Raw genomic sequence first — 18375 nt, 5'->3', positions numbered from 1 at the left:
ATGAAGGCGTACATCGTCGGCGTCGGGATGACGAAGTTCGAGAAGCCCGAGTCGCGGGAGTGGCAGTACTGGGACATGGCCAAGGAGGCGGGCACGGCGGCCCTCGCGGACGCGGGGATCGACTACGGACACGTCCAGCAGGTCCCGGTCGGCTACTGCTTCCAGTCCTCCACGGCCGGCCAACGGGCGGTCTACGAACTCGGGCTGACCGGCGTCCCCGTCTACAACGTCAACAACAACTGCGCGACGGGGTCGACGGCCCTGATGATGGCGCGGCAGTTCGTCGAGGGCGGCGTCGCCGACTGCGTGCTGGCACTCGGCTTCGAGAAGATGAAACGCGGCGCGCTGGGCGGCGGGGCCGACGGCGGCGACTTCGCGGCCTCGCCCGTCGCACGGCACTACGGCGTCATGGCCGCGAAGCACGGCTTCGAGATGACCCCGCCCACCGCCCAGATCTTCGGCAACGCCGCCCGGGAGCACATGGAGCGGTACGGCACGACGCCGGCGCAGCTCGCGGCGGTGGGCGCGAAGAACCACCGGCACTCCGTGCACAACCCGTACGCCCAGTTCCAGGATCCGTACACCGTCGACGAGATACTCGCCGCCAAGACCATCCACCGGCCGCTCACGAAGCTCCAGTGCTCGCCCACGTCCGACGGCGCCGCGGCGGCGGTCGTCGTCTCGGAGCGGTTCGTGGCCGAACACGGCCTGCGCGAGAAGGCGGTCGAGATCGCCGGGCAGGCCATGACCACCGACACCGAGGAGTCCTTCGCCTCCGGCTCCTGCATCGACGTCGTCGGCAAACCCATGTCGCGCGAGGCGGCCAGGCAGGCGTACGGCGCGGCCGGGCTGGGCATCGAGGACGTGGACGTGATCGAGCTGCACGACTGCTTCTCGGTAAACGAGCTGCTGACCTACGAAGCACTGGGCATGTGCCCCGAAGGGGAGTCCGGCAAGCTCGTCGAGAGCGGCGGCACGACGTACGGGGGGCGCTGGGTGGTCAATCCGTCCGGCGGGCTGATCTCCAAGGGCCACCCGCTGGGCGCGACCGGACTCGCCCAGGCCGCCGAGCTGACCTGGCAGCTGCGCGGGACGGCGGGCGAGAGGCAGGTGCCCGGCGCACGGGTGGGGCTCGCCCACAACATCGGGCTCGGCGGCGCGGCGGTGGTGACCCTGCTGCGGAAGTCCTAGGACCCCGGGCGGGGGCCCGTGCGCCGAAACGTGGATGTACGGGCCACCGGGTACCTGCGACCATGACGGACATGGCCTTTCCCGTACCCGCGGACCCCGCAGATTCCGCCGAGCCCGCAGAGCCCGCAGGTCCCGCAGACCCAGCAGACCCCGCAGACCCCTTGATACCCGAGGCGCGGCCCCGCCCCTCCCGCACCTGGCTGGTGATCCTCGCCGCGTGCGCCGGGCAGTTCCTCGTCGTGCTCGACGTCTCCGTCGTGAACGTCGCCCTGCCCTCCATGCGCGCCGACCTCGGCATGACGGCGGGCGGGCTCCAGTGGGTGGTGAACCTCTACTCCATCGCCTTCGCGGGATTCATGCTGCTCGGCGGGCGGGCCTCCGACATCTTCGGGCGGAAGCTGACGTTCCTGGTGGGCCTCGGCCTCTTCACGGCCGCCTCGCTGGCCGGCGGACTGGCGCAGGAGGGGTGGCAGTTGCTCGCGGCCCGCGCCGCGCAGGGGCTGGGCGCGGCGGTGCTGGCGCCGGCGACACTCACCATCCTCACGTCCGCCGTGCCGGAGGGCGCGGCGCGGGCGCGGGCGATCGGCACCTGGTCCGCCGTCGGCGCCGGCGGCGGCGCGGCGGGCGGCTTCGTCGGCGGCCTGCTCACCGACACCCTGTCCTGGCGCTGGGTGCTGCTGATCAACGTGCCGATCGGGGCGCTGGTCCTGGTCGGGGCGTACTTCTGGCTCACCGAGAGCCATGCGCGGGCGGGCCGCCGGCTCGACCTGCCGGGCGCCGTCCTGGCCACCGCGGGACTCGCCACCCTCGCGTACGGCATCGTGCAGACCGAGGCCCAGGGGTGGACGGCCGCGGCGACCCTCGTCCCGCTGGCCGGCGGACTGCTGCTGATCGGCCTCTTCCTGCTGGTCGAGGCGCGCGCGAAGCAACCGCTGATGCCGCTGAAGCTGTTCCGGGTGCGGTCGGTGTCGGCGGCGAACGCGGCGATGTTCGTCAACGGCTCGGCGATGTTCTGCATGTGGTTCTTCATGACGCTGTACGCGCAGAATGTGCTCGGTTACACCCCGCTGGGGGCGGGCCTCGCCCTCGTACCGAGCTCGCTGGCCATCGTCACCGGGTCCAAGCTGGCGCCGCGCCTGATGCCCCGGGTCGGCGCGCGCAACCTGGCCGCCCTCGGCACCCTCGTCGCGGCCACCGGCTTCGGCTGGCAGTCCACGATGACCGCGGACGGCTCGTACGCCACCGCCATCCTCGGCCCCGGGATCCTGATGATGCTCGGGGCGGGCCTGGCCTCCACCCCGCTCGCCTCCCTCGCCACGTCGGGCGCGGCGCCCGGCGACGCGGGCCTGGTGTCCGGGCTGATCAACACCTCGCGGACCATGGGCGGTGCGCTGGGCCTCGCCGTCCTGTCCACGGTCGCGGCCTCCCGTACCGGTGGCGCGGCGAGCCCGGAGGCGCTCACCGCCGGGTACGCGCTGGCGTTCCGGACCGGGACCGGGGTGCTGCTCCTGGGCGTGGTCCTGACGCTGCTGTGGCTGCCGCGGGGGCCGAGGCGGGCCGCCGGGGGCCCGACGGGGCCGACCGCGACCGCGGCCGAGGCCGCGGAGGAGGAGGCGGCGAGCACGGCCAGGGCCGGAGGGTGAGTGCGGGCGTGCTCACCGCCGGCCCTGCTGCCGGGCAGGTCGTGCTCACAGCCAGCCCTGCTGCCGGGCCGAGCGCACCGCCTCCATCCGGTTACGGGTGCCGGTCTTGCCGATGGCCGACGACAGGTAGTTGCGTACCGTCGACTCCGAGAGGTGCAGCTTCGCCGCGATGTCGGCGACCGTCGCGCCGTCCACGGCGGCGTTGAGCGCGTCGCGCTCGCGCGCGGTGAGCGGGCTCGGCCCCGAGCTGAGCGCCGCCGCCGCGAGCGCCGGATCGATCACGACCTCTCCCCTCAGCACCCGGCGGATCGCCTGCGCCAGTTCCTCCACCGGGCCGTCCTTCACCAGGAACCCGGCCGCGCCCGCCTCCATCGCCCGGCGCAGATAACCGGGCCTGCCGAACGTGGTGAGGATCAGCACCCGGCAGTCGGGCACCTCCTCACGCAGCAGGACGGCGGCGTCCAGACCGCTCATGCCGGGCAGCTCGATGTCCAGGAGGGCGATGTCGGGCCGGGACTCCAGGGCCGCCGCCACGATCCTGTCGCCCGCGCCGACCTGCGCGACGACCTCGATGTCCGCCTCCAGACCGAGCAGCAGGGCGAGCGCGCCGCGCATCATTCCCTGGTCCTCGGCGAGCAGCACACGGATCGACTTGGCGGGGCGGTGGTGCGCGGGGATCTCGGTCACCTGCACAGAGTAGGACGGTCCCGGCCGGCCGGGAGGTTCCCGGAACTCTCCCGCGCCGGGCGGACGAACCTTTCCGCGCCGGCCGGTCGTTTCCCAGGATCGGCAACACACGTTGCCATCACGGGGACGGGCCTGTGCAATGGCGGACATGGAGCACACACCCGCGGTCAGCCGGGCACTCGCCGACGTCGGCCCCCGCCTCCAGCGGATGCGCGTCGCCCGGGGAATCACCCTGGCGGCCCTGTCCGAGGCCACCGGCATCTCCACCAGCACGCTCTCCCGGCTGGAGTCCGGACAGCGCAGGCCGAGCCTTGAGCTGCTGCTGCCCATCTCGCAGGCCCATCAGGTGCCGCTGGACGACCTCGTCGGCGCCCCCGAGGTCGGCGATCCACGGGTGAGGATCAAGGCGCGCGAGGTGTACGGCTCGACCGTGCTGCCGCTGACCAACGGGACCGGCCCGATCCAGGCGTACAAGATGATCCTGCCGGTGACGCGTTGCCGGCCGGAGGGCCGCACCCACGAGGGGTACGAGTGGCTGTACGTCCTGACCGGGCGGCTGCGGCTGGTGCTGGGGGACCGGGACATGGTGCTCGGGGCGGGGGAGGCCGCCGAGTTCGACACCCGGCTGCCGCACTGGTTCGGCAGTACGGGGGAGGCGCCGGTGGAGGTGCTGAGCCTGTTCGGCCGGCAGGGCGAGCGGATGCACGTACGGGCGAGGCCCCGGTCGCGCACCCGGCAGGAGTGATCAGGCGGGGGCCGCCGTCGTCCCGGCCGGGACCGGCAGGAACGGTCAGGCGGGTGCTGCCGTCGTCCCGGCCGGGACCGGCAGGAACGGTCAGGCGGGGGCCGCCGTCGCCCCGGCCGGGACCGGCAGGCGGGCCGTGACGACGAACCCGCCGTGCGCCCCCGGCCCCGAGGTCAGGGAGCCGCCCGCAGCCGTGAGGCGCTCGCCGAGGCCGCTGAGGCCCGTGCCGGTGCGAACGGCGTCGTCGGCCGCCGCGGGCCCGGCGCCCCGCCCGTCGTCGGCGACCGTCAGGCGGACCCGTTCCGCGGCGGCCTCCAGGGTGATCGTGCAGCGGGTCGCGCCACTGCTGTGCCGCACGACATTGGTGACGGACTCCCTGATCACCCAGCCGAGCAGCGCTTCGGCCCACGGTTCCAGCGGCGGGCCCCACTGGCGTACGACGGGCTCGATCCCGGCTGCCGAGAGCGCCGAACGGGCCCCGTCCAGCTCGGTGTTGTGGCTGCCCTCGCGGTAACCGGTGACCGCCTCGCGGATCTCGACCAGCGCCTGGCGGCCGACCGACTCGATGTCGTGGACCTGGACGAGCGCGGCCGTCAGGTCGCGGGGCGCCAGCCGCCTGGCCGCCTCGGACTTCACGACGATCACGGACAGCGTGTGCCCCAGCAGGTCGTGCAGGTCGCGGGAGAAGCGCAGGCGCTCCTGGTCGACCGCGGTACGCGCCAACTCCTGCCGGGTCTCGCCCAGTTCCTTGACCGTTTCGGCCAGGGTGAGGATCGCGGAGGTCACCAGGCCGGAGATCAGCGTGCCGTACGCGACGTTGATCGCGCCCCAGCCGTCCTTGAACCCCGCGACCAGCCCGGCCGTGACGGCCAGCGCGAGCATCGCCCTGCCGACGTGCCTGCCGCGCAGGACGGAGCCGGCGGCCAGCCCGAGCAGCATCCAGAAGAGCAGCCACGGGCCGCCGTACATCACCGACATGAAGGCGGTGACCAGCCCGAGCCCGACCAGTGCCAGCGTGGTGCTCCTGGACTCCCGGGCGCGCTTGTCGGAGGCCCGGAACACCACATAGATGTAGAGGGAGTTGAAGACGAAGAGGCTGACACCGCCCACCCAGGGGTTCGCGGTCCTGCCCTGGATCAGGTGCGAGAAGGCGCCCATGCCCATCAGCAGCCAGGGCAGCATGGCGAATCCGTTGGGCGGGCCCAGCTGTCCGGGGCCGGGCCCGCGGCCCTTCTTGCCGGCCCGCCACTGCGCGCGCGTGGCCGGCCACTCGGCCTTCCAGCTCTTGTCCGTCCGGAACATCGCCTTCGCCTTCCTGTGCACCCGGCCTCGTCACACGGTCCGTGCGGCCTTGCGGTACGACACGACAGCGTACGAGCCGAAGACCAGCAGCCATCCGGTCAGCACGGCGACGGAGAACAGCCCCGGCGCCCCGCCCCGGCCGACGTCCGTGCCGAACTGGGAGATCGCCCGGGTCGGGGTGTACCTGGAGATGCCCTGGAGCCAGCCGGGGAAGAACTGGGCGGGGAACCACAGACCGCCGAGGATCGACAGCCCCAGGTTGCAGCCCACGTTGACCACGCCGGTGCTCTGCGCGGACAGCCGGTAGCCGTTGCCGATGCCGAGGAGGGTGAAGGGCAGCGAGCCGAGCCACAGCAGGGCCGCGAGCAGCGCCCACTGCCATGCCGCCAGCCGGACCCCGTTGACCAGCCCGCCGACCGCGAGCACCGTGAGGACCACGGGCAGGACGACCACGGAAGCGGTCAGCGCCCGGCCCACCACCACCTGGGCCGGTGTCATCGGTGTGATCCGCAGCTGCCGCAGCCAGCCGAGCGCCTTGTCCTCCGCGACGCCGGTGCCGGCGGAGAGCGCGGCGCCGAGCGCGCCGTACGCCGCCATGCCGACCATGGAGGCGATCTTCCACTCCGGCTCGGCGCCGCCGCCGATGTTCGTGAACAGCAGGTACATGAGCACCGGCATCCCGACGCCGAAGATCACGAACCCCGTGTCGCGCAGGGTGCGGCGGGACTCCAGGGCGACGTAGTCGAGTACGAGGGCCATCACACGGTCTCCTTGACGAGGGCGGCGCCGGCGGTGGAGGGGCCGGTACCGGTGGTGGTGTTGCCGGTGGGGTCGGTGAGCCGGAGGAAGGCGTCTTCGAGGGTGCTCTGGGTGACGGCGAGCCCGCGGACGGCGTCCATCGCGGCCAGGGCGACGACGGTGGCGTCCGAGTCGTCGGTGCGCAGCTTGGCCCGGTCGCCGCGGATCTCGACCTCGCGCACGCCCGGGAGGCGGGACAGTCCTTCGGTGGGGCGGCCCGCCAGGTCGAAGGAGACCAGGTTGCCGCCGGCGCGCCGCTTCAGCGCCTCGCTGCTGCCGTCGGCGACGATCCGGCCGCGGTCGACGACCAGGATCCGGTCCGCGTTCTCGTCGGCCTCGGTGAGGTAGTGGGTGGAGAACAGGACGGTGTTGCCGCGGTCCGCGTACCTGCGCATCGAGTCCCACAGGGCGCGGCGGGCCTCGACGTCCAGGGCCGCGGTCGGCTCGTCGAGCACGATCAGCTCCGGGGCCCCGACCAGGGCGACCGCGAACCTGACCCGCTGGATCTGCCCGCCGGACAGCCGGTCAGCGCGGCGGTTCTTGAACTCCGCGATCCCGGCGAGGTCCAGCGCCTCGTCCACGGGCAGCGGGCGGGGGTAGGTCCTGGCGACGAAGGTGACCAGCTCGCGGACCGTGACCCGGGGGATCGGCCGCCCGTCCTGGAGCATCGCGCCGATCCGCCCGGCCCGGACGGCCTGGGCGGGGGCGCCGCCGAAGACGCTCACCGTGCCGGAGTCGGGCTCGTCCAGGCCGAGCAGCAGCCCGATGGTGGTGGACTTGCCCGCGCCGTTGCGGCCGAGGAGGGCGACGGTGCTGCCCGGTGCGAGCGTGAAGTCGACGCCGTCGACGGCGCGGACGGGGCCGTAGGACTTGGTGACCGCGGTGAGACGGACGGCGGGGTGGGCGGGCTGGTCTCCGGGTGTCTTCCTCATGTCGAAAACGCTACGGAGCAGGGCGGCCGGGGCGTAGAGCCGCTTGTACGCGGCCGGGCAGGACAAATGTCACGGCCCGGGGCCGGCCCGCGGGGGGCGCCGCGCGGCAGGAGCCGTTCCGCCTTGCCGGGCACCGCATCTGACGATCCGTCATGCGTCTTCCCAAGCACTCCGGGGTGCGTTATACATGGGGGCCATCGGGCTAGAACGCGTTCTAGAAGTGCGTACGTTCCAGAAGTACGCACCGGGGCGCGGGCCGGGCCGATCCGGTACGGCCCCGGCGTGTCCGACGGTGCGGACGGCCGCGCCGGGGTCTCAGCAAGCCACAAGGAGCCCAGCCGCCATGCCGATTGACGTTGCCAAGGCACTCGCCGCCGAACCCCGGACCACCCCGATCTCCTGGGGGCACAAGGACGTCCAGCTCTACCACCTGGGGCTCGGGGCGGGCGTACCGGCCACCGACCCGGACGAACTGCGCTACACCCTGGAGAGCCGGCTGCACGTCCTGCCGAGCTTCGCCACCGTCGCGGGCGCGGGGCTGGCGATGGCGGGCGGGCTCTCGGCCCCCGGTGTGGAGGTCGATCTCGCCGCCGTGCTGCACGGCGGGCAGAGCGTGCGTGTCCACCGGCCGATCCCGGTGGACGGCGAGGCCACCCAGACCTCCCGGGTCCAGGCCGTGTACGACAAGGGCAAGGCCGCCGTCATCGTCCTGCGCTCGGAGGCCTTCGACGCCGACGGGCCGCTGTGGACGAGCGACTCCTCCATCTTCGTGCGCGGCGAGGGCGGGTTCGGCGGCGACCGCGGACCCTCGGAGCGCCTCGAAGTGCCCTCCACCGCACCGCAGTTCACCGTAGTGCGCCCGATCAAGGAGGAGCAGGCCCTCCTCTACCGGCTCTCCGGGGACTGGAACCCGCTGCACGCCGACCCCGGGTTCGCGAAGCTCGCTGGCTTCGAGCGGCCGATCCTGCACGGGCTGTGCTCGTACGGCATGGCGCTCAAGGCGGTCGTGGACACGGTGCTCGGCGGGGACGTCACCCGGGTCACCTCGTACGGCACGCGCTTCGCGGGGGTCGTCTTCCCGGGCGAGACGCTGCGTATCCGCATGTGGACGGGGGAGGGCCGGACCCAGGTGACGGTGACGGCGGCCGAGCGGGACGACGCACCCGTGCTCGCCGACACCGTCGTCACGCACTCGTGACCGTCGCACACCCATGAGCACATCCACGAGGGGAGTCATGTCATGCGCGCAGCCGTACTGCACGAGACGGGTCAGGAAAAGCTTGAGGTACTCGACGACGTCGAGACCGTGGGCTTCGGCCCCGGCAAGGTGAAGATCCGGGTCCGGGCCACCGGGCTGTGCCACTCCGACGTCTCCGCGATGAACGGCGTACTGCCGCAGCCCGCCCCCTTCATCCCCGGCCACGAGGGCGCGGGCGAGATCGTGGACGTGGGGGACGGGGTCGCCGGGCTCTCCGCCGGCGACCGGGTACTGGTCTGCTGGCTGCCCGCGTGCGGTGCCTGCGCGTCCTGCAGGCGCGGCCAGACCCACCTCTGTCTGGCCGGCTTCATGAACGCGGGGACCCCCAACTTCAAGCGGCCGGGCGGTGATGTCTTCGGCTTCGCCGGGACCGGGACCTTCACCGAGGAGGTCGTGGTGGAGGCCGGTTGCGCGGTGCCGATCCCGGACGACGTGCCGTTCGAGATCGCCGCGCTGATCGGCTGCGGGGTGACGACGGGACTCGGCGCGGCCATCAACACCGCACAGGTGGAAGCCGGTTCGTCGGTCGTCGTCATCGGCTGCGGAGGTGTCGGGATCTCCGCGATCCAGGGCGCGCGGGTGCAGGGTGCGGCGCAGATCGTCGCCGTCGACCCGGTCGCCTCGCGCCGGGAGGCGGCGCTGCGCTTCGGCGCGACCGAGGCCGTGTCACCCGACGCGCTCGCCGACGCCAAGCAGCGGATCACCGCGGGCGAGGGCTTCGACTACGTCTTCGAGGTGGTGGGAAAGTCCGCCACGGCCCGCACCGCGTACGAGACGACCCGGCGCGGCGGCACCCTGTGCGTCGTCGGAGCGGGCGCGATGGACGACTTCTTCCAGGTCAACATGTTCGAGCTGTTCTTCGACGAGAAGCGGATCCTGCCTTCGATGTACGGCGGCGGAGACGTGCTGCGCTCGTACGAGCGGGCCGTCGCGCTGTGGCGGGCCGGCCGCATCGACCTGGAGAGCATGATCACGCACCGGGTCCAACTTGCGGAGATAAACGACGCGTTGGAGCAGATGCGCACGGGCGTGGCGCTCCGTACCTCCATCGCGCTCTGAACCACCGAGGTGTCCGGTCCGAACCGATCCACTCCAGCAGGGAGTTGCCCCATGACGCTGCCGCTCGAAGGCCTGTCCGCGATCGTCACAGGTGCGGGGCGCGGCCTCGGCCGGGCCGAGGCGCTCGAACTCGCCCGTCTCGGCGCGGGTGTCGTCGTCAACGACTTCGGCCAGCCGGGGCGCGACGGCTCGGGCGCGGCCTCCGCGGGGCCCGCCGAGGAGGTCGCGGTGGAGATCCGGGCGGCGGGCGGCGCAGCCGTCGCACACCGGGGCGACGTCGCTGACCACGAACAGGCCCGGGAACTCGTCGAGTTGGCGATCTCGGAGTTCGGCAAGCTGGATGTGCTGGTCAACAACGCGGGCATCCTGCGGGACCGGATGATCTTCTCGATGAGCGAGGAGGAGTGGGACACCGTCATCCGGGTGCACCTGAAGGGCCACTTCAACACCACGCACTTCGCGGCCGCGCACTGGCGCGCCCGGTCCAAGGCGGCGGGCGGCCCCGTGTACGGGCGGGTGGTGAACACCTCGTCCGAGGCTTTCCTGGCGGGGTCGGCGGGCCAGCCCAACTACGCGGCGGCCAAGGGCGGCATCGTCGGACTGACGACCTCGACGGCGATGGCACTGGCGAAGTACGGCGTGACGGCGAACGCGATCTGCCCGCGGGCGAGGACGAGGATGACCGAGGACGTCTTCGCCGGGTTCGCGGAGCCGTCGGGAGAGGGCGAGAGGGACGCGCTGGCTCCTGAGCACGTCTCACCCCTGGTCGGCTACCTCGCGTCCCCGGCGGCGGCCCGGGTCAACGGACAGCTGCTGGTGGTGCACGGAGGCATGGTGGCGGTGATGGAGCGGCCCCGTGTGGCGGCGAAGTTCGACACCGCGAAGGACGTGTTCTCGTACGAGGAACTCGACGAGGCGCTCTCGGGATACTTCGAGAACCGGCCGACGGACGAGAGCTTCGGGGCGGCGGAGGTGCTGGGGCTCAAACGGGGCTGAGGGGGGCGGCGCGAGGGGGGCCGCGGCGCGTGAGCTGCCCCGTACCACCGGGGCGGCGAGACGTTCCGGACCTGCCGGACCTGCGAGACGCGAGACGTTCCGCACCTGCCGGACCTGCGGGACGCGAGACGTTCCGCACCTGCCGGACCTGCGGGGCGCGAGACGTTCCGCACATGCCGGACGGGCTGAGACATGCCGCGCAGCGGCACCTCTCAGCCCGTCCGGAAGGCCGTTATCCCCCGTGGTGCGCGGTAGCTGACCTTCTGTGGCGTCCCTGGGCAGGGATCGTCGGTTCGTCGGACTGGGCCGCACCGCCCCTGTGCTTTCCTGGGCCACCGGCCGCGCCCTGGGCCGAGGCCGTGGTCTGCGGCCGTTCCTGGGTCGTGTCGGTTCGGGCTTCGGACATGTGGGAAGTCACCCCGTCAACATCGCTTGCATAGGTACGCCGGGGCGGTTCTGCCGCCTCGGGCCCGCGAGTCTAACTGCCGGGTCCCGGCCTGTTCAGCGGGGATGCCGGCCCCCGCAGCAGGGTCGGATCCGTCACCCGCACCAGCACCGGGACGATCCGGCGGGCCGGGTGTACGGGGGGCGTCCCCGGCTTTCCAGGGGCCGCCGGTACCGACTGCGCAGGCGGCTGCGCCTCCGCCGGCACCTCCGCCACCGGTACTTCCGCCGCAGCCCCGGCACGCGTCCCCGGGCGCCGGCGCTTCCCCGTCAACGGCGACTTCTGCAGAGGTACGGGGCGCCAGGCACCGGCCGAGAGGTCTCCCGCCGCAGGCACCGACGGCTGCGCGGACCCCGACGGCTGCGCGAGCGCCGACGACTGCGCGGGCCCCGTCGGCTCCGGGTGCTGCGAAGGCTCCGCAGGTGGTGTCGTTCCCGGTCGGCCGCCGGGGGTGGCCGGGTCGTCCTCCGTGAGCGGTGCGCACACCTCCGCCACCCCGCACGGCACCGCGTCGGTCGCGAACGGCAGCCTCAGGACGCCCTCGCGGGTCCACAGGCCCGCGCCCGGCAGCCAGCCCGCCGGAGCCGCCAGCTGGTGCAAGCGGCGGCCGGACGGGCGCCACATGCCGAACCAGCTCCTCGGGGCCGGGACCGGGGCAGAGGCAGAGGCCGGGGCAGGGGCAAGGGCCGGGTCCGCCGCAGGCGTCGTCCGGTCGATCCGTACCGCCACCGCGCAGCCCTCCGGCATCAGCACCTGGCCCGGCTGCGCCGCGAACGGCGTGAGCGTGCAGTCCTCGACCCGCAGGCAGTCCGGGAAGCGGACCGGGCGGGTACTGCCCAGCACCCCCCAGCCCAGCCGGTCCTCGCCCGGCGCGTCCGAGCGGATCACGATCAGCCCGCTGTCCGGGTCGGCGAGGAGCAGCCGGTCGTTGCTCCGCTCGGCGATCTGCAGCAGCGGGGTCACCTCACCGCCCCGCTCCAGGTCGACGGCGACGGACTTGACCACGCCACCGTCCCCGGCCTCCCGGTCCAGTGCCAGCATCCGCCCCTCACGGTCCAGCCACACCCCGCCGGAGCACCGGCCCTGCAGCTGCGCCACGTGCTCCGGACCGAACGCCCCGCCCGCGACCAGCCACACCGCCGTCGACCGCGGCCCGACCGCGAGCGCGTACGCGGCCGTGCCGCCGGGGGCGGGCGGCAGCAGGGTGAGCGGCCCCTCGCCGAACTCGACCGCGCCCAGCGGGAGTTCGCCGGTCGAGGGGCCGGTGGGGTAGAGCAGCGAGAAGAGATGGCGGCCCGCCGCCTCCCGGTGGATCAGTACCCGGCCGTCGCTCAGCGGCAGCACCTCGGTGCCCGGCTCCTCAGGCTGGCCGGCCGGGAGCGGCACCGCGTAGGGCTCCGGCCCGTCCAGCGTCCAGCGCTCCGGGAACCACGTCTCGCCGGACCCCGCCAGCCGCGCCGCGTACGAACCGTCCGCGGCGATCGTGAATCCGCGTCGCCGCACCGCGCCGCCCTCCGGGGCAGTCTCGATGGCACAGGCTGTCATCGTCTGGTCACCTCCGCCCGAGACGCTAGTTTTCGCCTTTCCCGCCGGACAACACGAGTCACGTCACTTCACACATAAGGGTGGCCGTCCGGTCGTTCGACCGGTACCGGGGGGACAGGTGTGCTGAACGGGTTCCGCCCCGCGGCAGGCGGGTAGAGTGCCCGTCCGGCAGCGCAGGCCGAAGGGGGACGGACGGCAGGTAGCCTTGCCCCCGTGCCCCGTCTGTCTGAAGTCATCGCCGCGCTCGACGCACTCTGGCCCCCCGAACGGGCCGAGAGCTGGGACGCCGTCGGTACGGTCTGCGGCGACCCGGACGCCGAGGTGACCCGTGTGCTGTTCGCCGTCGACCCCGTTCAGGAGATCGCCGACGAGGCCGTGCGGCTCGGCGCCGACCTGATCGTCACCCACCACCCGCTCTATCTGCGGGGGACGACGACGGTCGCGGCAGGCCACTTCAAGGGCCGGGTCGTCCACACGCTGATCAGGAACGACGTGGCCCTGCACGTCGCGCACACCAACTCCGACACCGCGGACCCCGGGGTCTCCGACGCCCTCGCCGCGGCGCTCGGGCTCCGCGTCGTACGCCCCCTCGTGCCGGATCCGGATGATCCGCACGGGCGGCGGGGGCTCGGCAGGATCTGTGAGCTCGACCACCCGGAGACCGTGCGCGAGTTTGCCGCGCGGGCCGCCGAGCGGCTGCCCGCCACCGCGCAGGGCATCCGTTTCGCGGGCGACCCGGACGCCGTCGTGCGTACCGTCGCCGTCAGCGGCGGATCGGGGGACAGCCTCTTCGAGGCGGTCAGGGCGGCCGGGGCGGACGCGTTCCTGACCGCGGACCTGCGCCACCACCCGGTCTCCGAGGCGCGCGAGACATCACCGCTCGCACTGGTCGACGCCGCGCACTGGGCCACCGAGTGGCCGTGGTGCGAGCAGGCCGCGGGACAGCTCGAAGCGGTCTCCGACCGCGAGGGGTGGAACCTGCGGGTCCACGTCTCGTCGACGGTGACCGACCCCTGGACATCCCACTTCTCCTCCCCCTTCTCTTCTCCTGGAGCCCCCAACTGAACGCCGCGCCCGCCGACCAGATCCGCCTTCTCGACGTCCAGGCCCTCGACGTCCGGCTGTCCCAGCTCGCCCACAAGCAGCGGTCGCTGCCCGAGCACGCCGAGATCGAGTCGCTCACCAAGGACCTCACCCAGCTGCGCGACCTGCTCGTCGCCGCGACGACCGAGGAGAGCGACACCGCCCGCGAGCAGACCAAGGCCGAGCAGGACGTCGACCAGGTCCGCCAGCGCGCCGTACGCGACCAGCAGCGCCTCGACTCCGGCGCGGTCTCCTCGCCGAAGGACCTGGAGAACATCCAGAAGGAGATCGTCTCGCTGGCCAGGCGCCAGGGCGACCTGGAGGACGTCGTCCTTGAGGTCATGGAGCGCCGCGAGTCCGCCCAGGAGCGCGCCGCCGAGCTCACCGAGCGGGTCGGCGCCGTGCAGGGCAAGGTCGACGCCGCCACCGCGCGCCGCGACGCCGCCACCGCCGAGCTCGAAGAGGAGAGCGCCAGGCTCACCAAGGAGCGCGAGGTCGTCGTCGCCTCCGTCCCCGCCGACCTGGTCAAGCTGTACGAGAAGCTGCGCGCGCAGTCGGGCGGGGTGGGCGCCGCCCGCCTGCACCAGCGCCGCTGCGAGGGCTGCCGGCTGGAGCTGAACATCACCGAGGTCATGGAGGTCCGCGCCGCGGCCCCCGACGCGGTGCTGCGCTGCGAGAACTGCCGCCGCATCCTGGTCCGCACCTCCGACTCGGGGCTGTAGCAGCGGTGGGCCGCACCGTGGTGGTCGAGGCCGACGGCGGTTCCCGGGGCAACCCGGGCCCCGCCGGTTACGGCGCCGTCGTCCTCGACCCTGAGACGGGCGAAACCCTCGCCGAGGCCGCCGAGTACATCGGCGTCGCCACGAACAACGTCGCCGAGTACAAGGGCCTGATCGCCGGGCTCAAGGCCGCCCGCGACCTGTTCCCCGACGCCCGGGTGCACGTGCGGATGGACTCCAAGCTCGTCGTCGAGCAGATGTCGGGACGCTGGAAGATCAAGCACCCGGACATGAAGCCGCTGGCCGCCGAGGCCGCGACGGTCCTGCCGCGCGCCCAGGTGCGGTACGAGTGGATCCCGCGCGAGAAGAACAAGCACGCGGACCGGCTCGCCAACGAGGCCATGGACGCGGGCAAGAAGGGCAAGCAGTGGGAGCCCTCGGGCTCGACGGCCGCCCTCAGGGCCGCGGTCGCCGAACCGCCCCGGGTGGTCGGTGACGCGACGGCCGGTGCGGCGAAGGCACGGGCCGCGCTCGCCGGTGCGCGGAGCGCCCCCGCAGAAGAGGGTCTGTTCGCGCTGGACGAGGAGCCCGCGGGAGCGCAGGCGGCCACGGAGGCTGTCGCCCCGGCCGTCGGCTGGGGGCCCGCCGCGGACATGGGCGCCCCCGCCACCCTCGTACTGCTCCGGCACGGCGAGACCCTGCTCACCCCGGAGAAGCGGTTCTCCGGCAGCGGCGGCTCCGACCCCGAGCTCTCGGCGGTCGGCCGCAAGCAGGCCGCCGCGGTCGCCGGCTCGCTCGCCGCGCGCGGCACGATCGAGGCGGTCGTCAGCTCCCCGCTCACCCGCTGCCGCGAGACGGCGGAAGCGGTCGCCTCCCGCCTCGGTCTGCCCGTACAGATCGAGGAGGATCTGCGCGAGACGGACTTCGGGGCCTGGGAGGGCCTGACGTTCGCCGAGGTCAGGCAGCGGTACCCGGAGGACCTGGACGTCTGGCTGGGGTCCGCGGATGCCGGGCCAACCGGCGGCGGCGAGAGCTTCGCGGCGGTGGCGCGGCGGGTCTCGGCGGCGCGGGACAGGCTCGCCGAGAAGTACGCGGGCCGTACCGTCCTGGTGGTCACCCATGTGACGCCGGTCAAGACGCTGGTACGGCTGGCGCTGGGAGCCCCGCCGGAGGCCCTGTTCAAGATGGAGCTCTCGGCGGCCTCGCTGTCGGCCGTCGCGTACTACGCGGACGGCAACGCGTCCGTACGGCTGCTGAACGACACCTCGCACCTGCGCTGAGCACGTGCGCACGGCCCCCGGCGGTCACCGCCGGGGGCTTCGTCGTGCCTGGGGGCCGCCCCGCTCAGCGGAGTGCGGCGGCCTCGCGGGCCAGCGCCTCGACCCGGCCCCAGTCCTTGTCCCGGAGCGCGTCGGCCGGGAGCATCCAGGTCCCGCCCACGCAGCCGACGTTGGGCAGGGCGAGGTAGGACGGCGCGGACGCGAGGGAGACCCCGCCGGTCGGGCAGAACCGGGCCTGGGGGAGCGGGGCGGACAGCGACTTGAGGTACGCGGTGCCGCCCGCGGCCTCGGCCGGGAAGAACTTCATCTCGGTGACGCCGCGCTCCAGCAGGGCGACGACCTCGGAGGTGGTGGAGACGCCGGGCAGGAAGGGGAGCCCCGAGGCCTTCATCGCGTCGAGGAGCGAGTCCGTCCAGCCGGGGCTGACCAGGAACTTCGCTCCCGCCGCCACGGACTCGGCGACACCGGCCGGGGAGATCACGGTCCCCGCGCCGACCACCGCGTCCGGCACCTCGTCGGCGATCGCCCGGATGGCGGCCGGCGCGGCGGGCGTGCGGAGGGTGACCTCGATGGCGGGAAGACCGCCGGCGACGAGGGCTCGGGCGAGGGGTACGGCGTCGGCGGCGTCGTCGAGGACGACTACGGGGACGACGGGGGCGAGGTCGAGTACGGAGGCCATACCCGCATCCTGCCGGGTGAGGTGTGTGGTGTGCAACGCGCGTTGCACACCGTGCAACTCGACGCGAAGCGTGCCGTGGCGCAACCCAGACGTGCCGCGAGGCAACTCAGGCGTGCCGCGAGGCAACTCAGGCGTGCCGCGAGGCAACTCAGGCGTGCCTCGACGCAACCCAGGCGTGCCGCGGCGCAACCCAGGCGTGCCGCGGCGCAACCCAGGCGTGCCGTGGCGCAACCCGAAGCGTGCCGCGGCGCAGCGTCAGCGTGCCGGGGCCCAGACGTGTCGCGGCCCAGACGTGTCGCGGCCCAGACGTGCCGCGACCCAGACGTGCCACGGCCCCCGCTACGCCGCGATCAGCAGCGCCTCCGCGCCCACCGGCCGGTACCCCGCGGCCTGGAAGGCGCGCACGCTGCGGGCGTTGCCCGGGGCCTGCTGGGACCAGATCACCTCGCCCGCCGGGATCAGGTGCCGGGCCGACTCGGCCAGCGCCCGGCCGAGGCCCCGGTGGCGGGACTCCTCGTCGACCTCGATCGCGGTCTCCCAGCGCCCCGCGAGACCGCGGCCGACGATCAGGATGCCGCCGCCCTCGGACGACCAGACCCGTACGTCGTCGCGGTACCTGCGGGCCCGCGCCACCCTCGGGTGGTCCGGGTCCTCGATCGGCGTCAGGTCCAGCGGGGGCGGCCCCTCCAGCGCGGAGGCCAGGGTGAGCGAGCCGACCGTGTCCATGCGGCGGCCGGTGCGCACCATCAGTGCGGCCAGGAACGCCGGGTGCAGGGAGGCGGAGAAGGGGTCGGGGCAGGCCTGTTCCAGCGTCGCCCTTATCCACTCCGGGTCCTGGTCGGAGAAGATCACCGAGTGCGCCGTGAAGGCGAGCACCCCCGCGTCACGGGGGCTCGGCTGGGGCACCACGACCGTGCGGCCGTCGGGCGCCGGGTACCGCCCCTGCGCCACGTCGGCCAGGATGTCGGGCAATGTGCTGGGCACGCGTTTCCTCTGCGGGTTCGACAGGTCTGCGCCCGTTCGCGGAGGCGGTGGGCCCTGCGGAAGGCGGAAGTCAGACAAAGCTGGAAAAACAACCTTGCTACTCTACGCGCATATACCGGCGCCGCCGACCGCATCTCCTGCCCTCAGCGGATCTCCCGCCCTCAGTGGATCTCCCGCCCTCAGTGGATCTGCCGCACCACCACGTCCAGGGCCCACGGCTTGCCCGCCGCGGTCGGCTGCGACGCCTCCACCACGTGCCCCAGGTCCCGCAGCGCCACGACCAGTTCGGCAGGGTCAGCGGGCGCGGCGCCCGCGACCAGCAGGTCCCGTACGATCCGGCCCTTCGTGGCCTTGTTGAAGTGGCTGACCACCGACCGCTTCTCCACCCCGTTCACCACCTGCGCGTGCAGCACCCGCACCGTCGCCGTCCGTCCCGCGACCTCGCCCTTCGGCTTCCAGGCGGCCGCGTACGCGGCGGAGCGCAGGTCCAGGACGAGACCGTCCCCGGCAGCCGCGGGCATGACCTCCGCCATCGCCGGCCGCCAGAAGGCACCGAGCGCACCGACTCCCGGCAGCTTCACCCCCATCGAGCAGCGGTACGAGGGAATCCGGTCGGCGACCCCCACCGCCCCCCACAGCCCCGAGAACACCAGCAGCCACTGCCGGGCCCGCCTGCGTGCCGCCGCGTCCAGCGAGGCCAGGCCCAGGGCGTCGTACAGCACCCCGGTGTAGACCTCCCCCGCGGGGCGGGTGCCGGCGGTGAGGAGCCCGGCGTTCTTGGCGACCTCGCCCCTCAGTCCTTCGCTGAGCCCGAGCACCAGGCGGGCCTTCTCCTCGTCGCCCCGGCACAGCTCCACCAGTTCGGCGACGACCGTCGCCCGCGCCCCGGCGAGCCCCGGCAGTGACAGGGACTCCGGCCTCAGTGCGGCACCGCGCCCCGCGGCGGCCTTTCCTTCGGACGGCGGCAAGAGCACGAGCACCGGGTGACTCCTTCGTACGTACGGGGTGAACCAGGCAACGGTAGTCCGT

Annotated in this window: 16 protein-coding genes and 1 pseudogene; 9 read left to right on the top strand and 8 right to left on the bottom strand. The window is 73.4% G+C overall.

Features of this window, described 5'->3' with window-relative positions:
* Together ACIQM4_RS15850 and ACIQM4_RS15845 are read left to right on the top strand one after the other, a co-directional pair.
* The gene (locus ACIQM4_RS15850) at positions 1 to 1191 is read left to right on the top strand and encodes a lipid-transfer protein (protein WP_401591544.1); all 1191 of its coding nucleotides are present in this window, start codon (positions 1 to 3) and stop codon (positions 1189 to 1191) included.
* A gap of 71 nt (positions 1192 to 1262) precedes the next feature.
* Positions 1263 to 2834 (top strand): MFS transporter, encoded by a 1572-nt coding sequence (locus ACIQM4_RS15845; RefSeq protein ID WP_401591542.1) that lies wholly within the window; start codon positions 1263 to 1265, stop codon positions 2832 to 2834.
* A 45-nt stretch (positions 2835 to 2879) separates the two neighbouring features.
* Here ACIQM4_RS15845 and ACIQM4_RS15840 read toward each other — a convergent pair whose 3' ends face one another.
* Entirely contained in the window at positions 2880 to 3512 is a 633-nt protein-coding gene (locus ACIQM4_RS15840; protein ID WP_401592322.1) for a response regulator, read from the bottom strand.
* Between the two features lie 157 nt (positions 3513 to 3669).
* Between ACIQM4_RS15840 and ACIQM4_RS15835 the strand changes: the two genes are divergently transcribed.
* Positions 3670 to 4266 carry a helix-turn-helix domain-containing protein gene (locus ACIQM4_RS15835; protein ID WP_401591540.1) on the top strand — a complete coding sequence of 199 codons (597 nt, stop codon included), beginning with the start codon at positions 3670 to 3672 and terminating at the stop codon, positions 4264 to 4266.
* 90 nt (positions 4267 to 4356) lie between these two features.
* On the opposite strand, the gene ACIQM4_RS15830 is transcribed toward ACIQM4_RS15835, so the two are convergent.
* The 3 genes from ACIQM4_RS15830 to ACIQM4_RS15820 are packed head-to-tail and all read right to left on the bottom strand — an operon-like array spanning position 4357 to position 7298.
* A complete protein-coding gene (locus tag ACIQM4_RS15830) occupies positions 4357 to 5568 on the bottom strand; it encodes a sensor histidine kinase (protein WP_401591538.1) in 1212 nt (403 codons plus the stop codon).
* A gap of 30 nt (positions 5569 to 5598) precedes the next feature.
* Positions 5599 to 6327: an ABC transporter permease gene (locus tag ACIQM4_RS15825; RefSeq protein WP_401591536.1), complete on the bottom strand. Its 729-nt coding sequence runs from the start codon at positions 6325 to 6327 to the stop codon at positions 5599 to 5601.
* Entirely contained in the window at positions 6327 to 7298 is a 972-nt protein-coding gene (locus tag ACIQM4_RS15820; protein WP_401591534.1) for an ATP-binding cassette domain-containing protein, read from the bottom strand. The genes ACIQM4_RS15825 and ACIQM4_RS15820 overlap by 1 nt, the downstream gene beginning before the upstream one ends.
* Positions 7299 to 7641: 343 nt before the next feature.
* On the opposite strand from ACIQM4_RS15820, the gene ACIQM4_RS15815 reads away from it, so the two are divergent.
* From ACIQM4_RS15815 to ACIQM4_RS15805, 3 genes are read left to right on the top strand one after another with little or no spacing between them, the layout of a single operon-like run.
* Positions 7642 to 8496, top strand: a complete 855-nt coding sequence (locus ACIQM4_RS15815) for a MaoC/PaaZ C-terminal domain-containing protein (protein WP_401591532.1) — start codon at positions 7642 to 7644, stop codon at positions 8494 to 8496.
* Positions 8497 to 8538: 42 nt separating this feature from the next.
* A complete protein-coding gene (locus ACIQM4_RS15810; RefSeq protein ID WP_401591531.1) occupies positions 8539 to 9615 on the top strand; it encodes an alcohol dehydrogenase catalytic domain-containing protein in 1077 nt (358 codons plus the stop codon).
* Between the two features lie 51 nt (positions 9616 to 9666).
* On the top strand, positions 9667 to 10611 hold the full coding sequence (locus ACIQM4_RS15805) for a 3-oxoacyl-ACP reductase (protein ID WP_401591529.1): 945 nt from the start codon (positions 9667 to 9669) through the stop codon (positions 10609 to 10611).
* 706 nt (positions 10612 to 11317) lie between these two features.
* Here the strand turns inward: ACIQM4_RS15805 and ACIQM4_RS15800 are convergent.
* Positions 11318 to 12601 (bottom strand): annotated as a pseudogene (locus tag ACIQM4_RS15800) (hypothetical protein); the annotation flags it as partial.
* Between the two features lie 213 nt (positions 12602 to 12814).
* On the opposite strand from ACIQM4_RS15800, the gene ACIQM4_RS15795 reads away from it, so the two are divergent.
* Genes ACIQM4_RS15795 through ACIQM4_RS15785 form a run of 3 tightly spaced genes read left to right on the top strand, consistent with a single transcriptional unit; the run spans position 12815 to position 15683 of the window.
* Positions 12815 to 13666: a Nif3-like dinuclear metal center hexameric protein gene (locus ACIQM4_RS15795; RefSeq protein ID WP_401591528.1), complete on the top strand. Its 852-nt coding sequence runs from the start codon at positions 12815 to 12817 to the stop codon at positions 13664 to 13666.
* Positions 13663 to 14406: a zinc ribbon domain-containing protein gene (locus ACIQM4_RS15790; RefSeq protein ID WP_401592320.1), complete on the top strand. Its 744-nt coding sequence runs from the start codon at positions 13663 to 13665 to the stop codon at positions 14404 to 14406. The genes ACIQM4_RS15795 and ACIQM4_RS15790 overlap by 4 nt, the downstream gene beginning before the upstream one ends.
* A 5-nt stretch (positions 14407 to 14411) precedes the next feature.
* Positions 14412 to 15683: a bifunctional RNase H/acid phosphatase gene (locus tag ACIQM4_RS15785; RefSeq protein WP_401591526.1), complete on the top strand. Its 1272-nt coding sequence runs from the start codon at positions 14412 to 14414 to the stop codon at positions 15681 to 15683.
* Positions 15684 to 15747: 64 nt separating this feature from the next.
* Here the strand turns inward: ACIQM4_RS15785 and eda are convergent, their stop codons facing one another.
* From eda to yaaA, 3 genes are all read right to left on the bottom strand, one after another.
* Positions 15748 to 16362 (bottom strand): bifunctional 4-hydroxy-2-oxoglutarate aldolase/2-dehydro-3-deoxy-phosphogluconate aldolase, encoded by a 615-nt coding sequence (gene eda / locus ACIQM4_RS15780; RefSeq protein WP_401591524.1) that lies wholly within the window; start codon positions 16360 to 16362, stop codon positions 15748 to 15750.
* 339 nt (positions 16363 to 16701) lie between these two features.
* A complete protein-coding gene (locus ACIQM4_RS15775) occupies positions 16702 to 17346 on the bottom strand; it encodes a GNAT family N-acetyltransferase (protein ID WP_401591522.1) in 645 nt (214 codons plus the stop codon).
* Positions 17347 to 17525: 179 nt separating this feature from the next.
* Positions 17526 to 18326 (bottom strand): peroxide stress protein YaaA, encoded by an 801-nt coding sequence (gene yaaA, locus ACIQM4_RS15770; RefSeq protein ID WP_401591520.1) that lies wholly within the window; start codon positions 18324 to 18326, stop codon positions 17526 to 17528.
* Positions 18327 to 18375: the final 49 nt, after the last annotated feature.

The organism is Streptomyces sp. NPDC091272, assembly GCF_044757485.1.
GTDB lineage: Bacteria > Actinomycetota > Actinomycetes > Streptomycetales > Streptomycetaceae > Streptomyces.
This window is presented reverse-complemented; position numbering and strand designations above follow the sequence as displayed.

Bases quoted from the DNA above. Each gene is read 5' to 3' on its own strand.
- ACIQM4_RS15850 (WP_401591544.1), top strand. From the start codon at position 1: ATGAAGGCGTACATCGTCGGCGTCGGGATGACGAAGTTCGAGAAGCCC.
- ACIQM4_RS15845 (WP_401591542.1), top strand. From the start codon at position 1,263: ATGGCCTTTCCCGTACCCGCGGACCCCGCAGATTCCGCCGAGCCCGCA.
- ACIQM4_RS15835 (WP_401591540.1), top strand. From the start codon at position 3,670: ATGGAGCACACACCCGCGGTCAGCCGGGCACTCGCCGACGTCGGCCCC.
- ACIQM4_RS15830 (WP_401591538.1), bottom strand. From the start codon at position 5,568: ATGTTCCGGACGGACAAGAGCTGGAAGGCCGAGTGGCCGGCCACGCGC.
- ACIQM4_RS15825 (WP_401591536.1), bottom strand. From the start codon at position 6,327: ATGGCCCTCGTACTCGACTACGTCGCCCTGGAGTCCCGCCGCACCCTG.
- ACIQM4_RS15820 (WP_401591534.1), bottom strand. From the start codon at position 7,298: ATGAGGAAGACACCCGGAGACCAGCCCGCCCACCCCGCCGTCCGTCTC.
- ACIQM4_RS15815 (WP_401591532.1), top strand. From the start codon at position 7,642: ATGCCGATTGACGTTGCCAAGGCACTCGCCGCCGAACCCCGGACCACC.
- ACIQM4_RS15810 (WP_401591531.1), top strand. From the start codon at position 8,539: ATGCGCGCAGCCGTACTGCACGAGACGGGTCAGGAAAAGCTTGAGGTA.
- ACIQM4_RS15805 (WP_401591529.1), top strand. From the start codon at position 9,667: ATGACGCTGCCGCTCGAAGGCCTGTCCGCGATCGTCACAGGTGCGGGG.
- eda (WP_401591524.1), bottom strand. From the start codon at position 16,362: ATGGCCTCCGTACTCGACCTCGCCCCCGTCGTCCCCGTAGTCGTCCTC.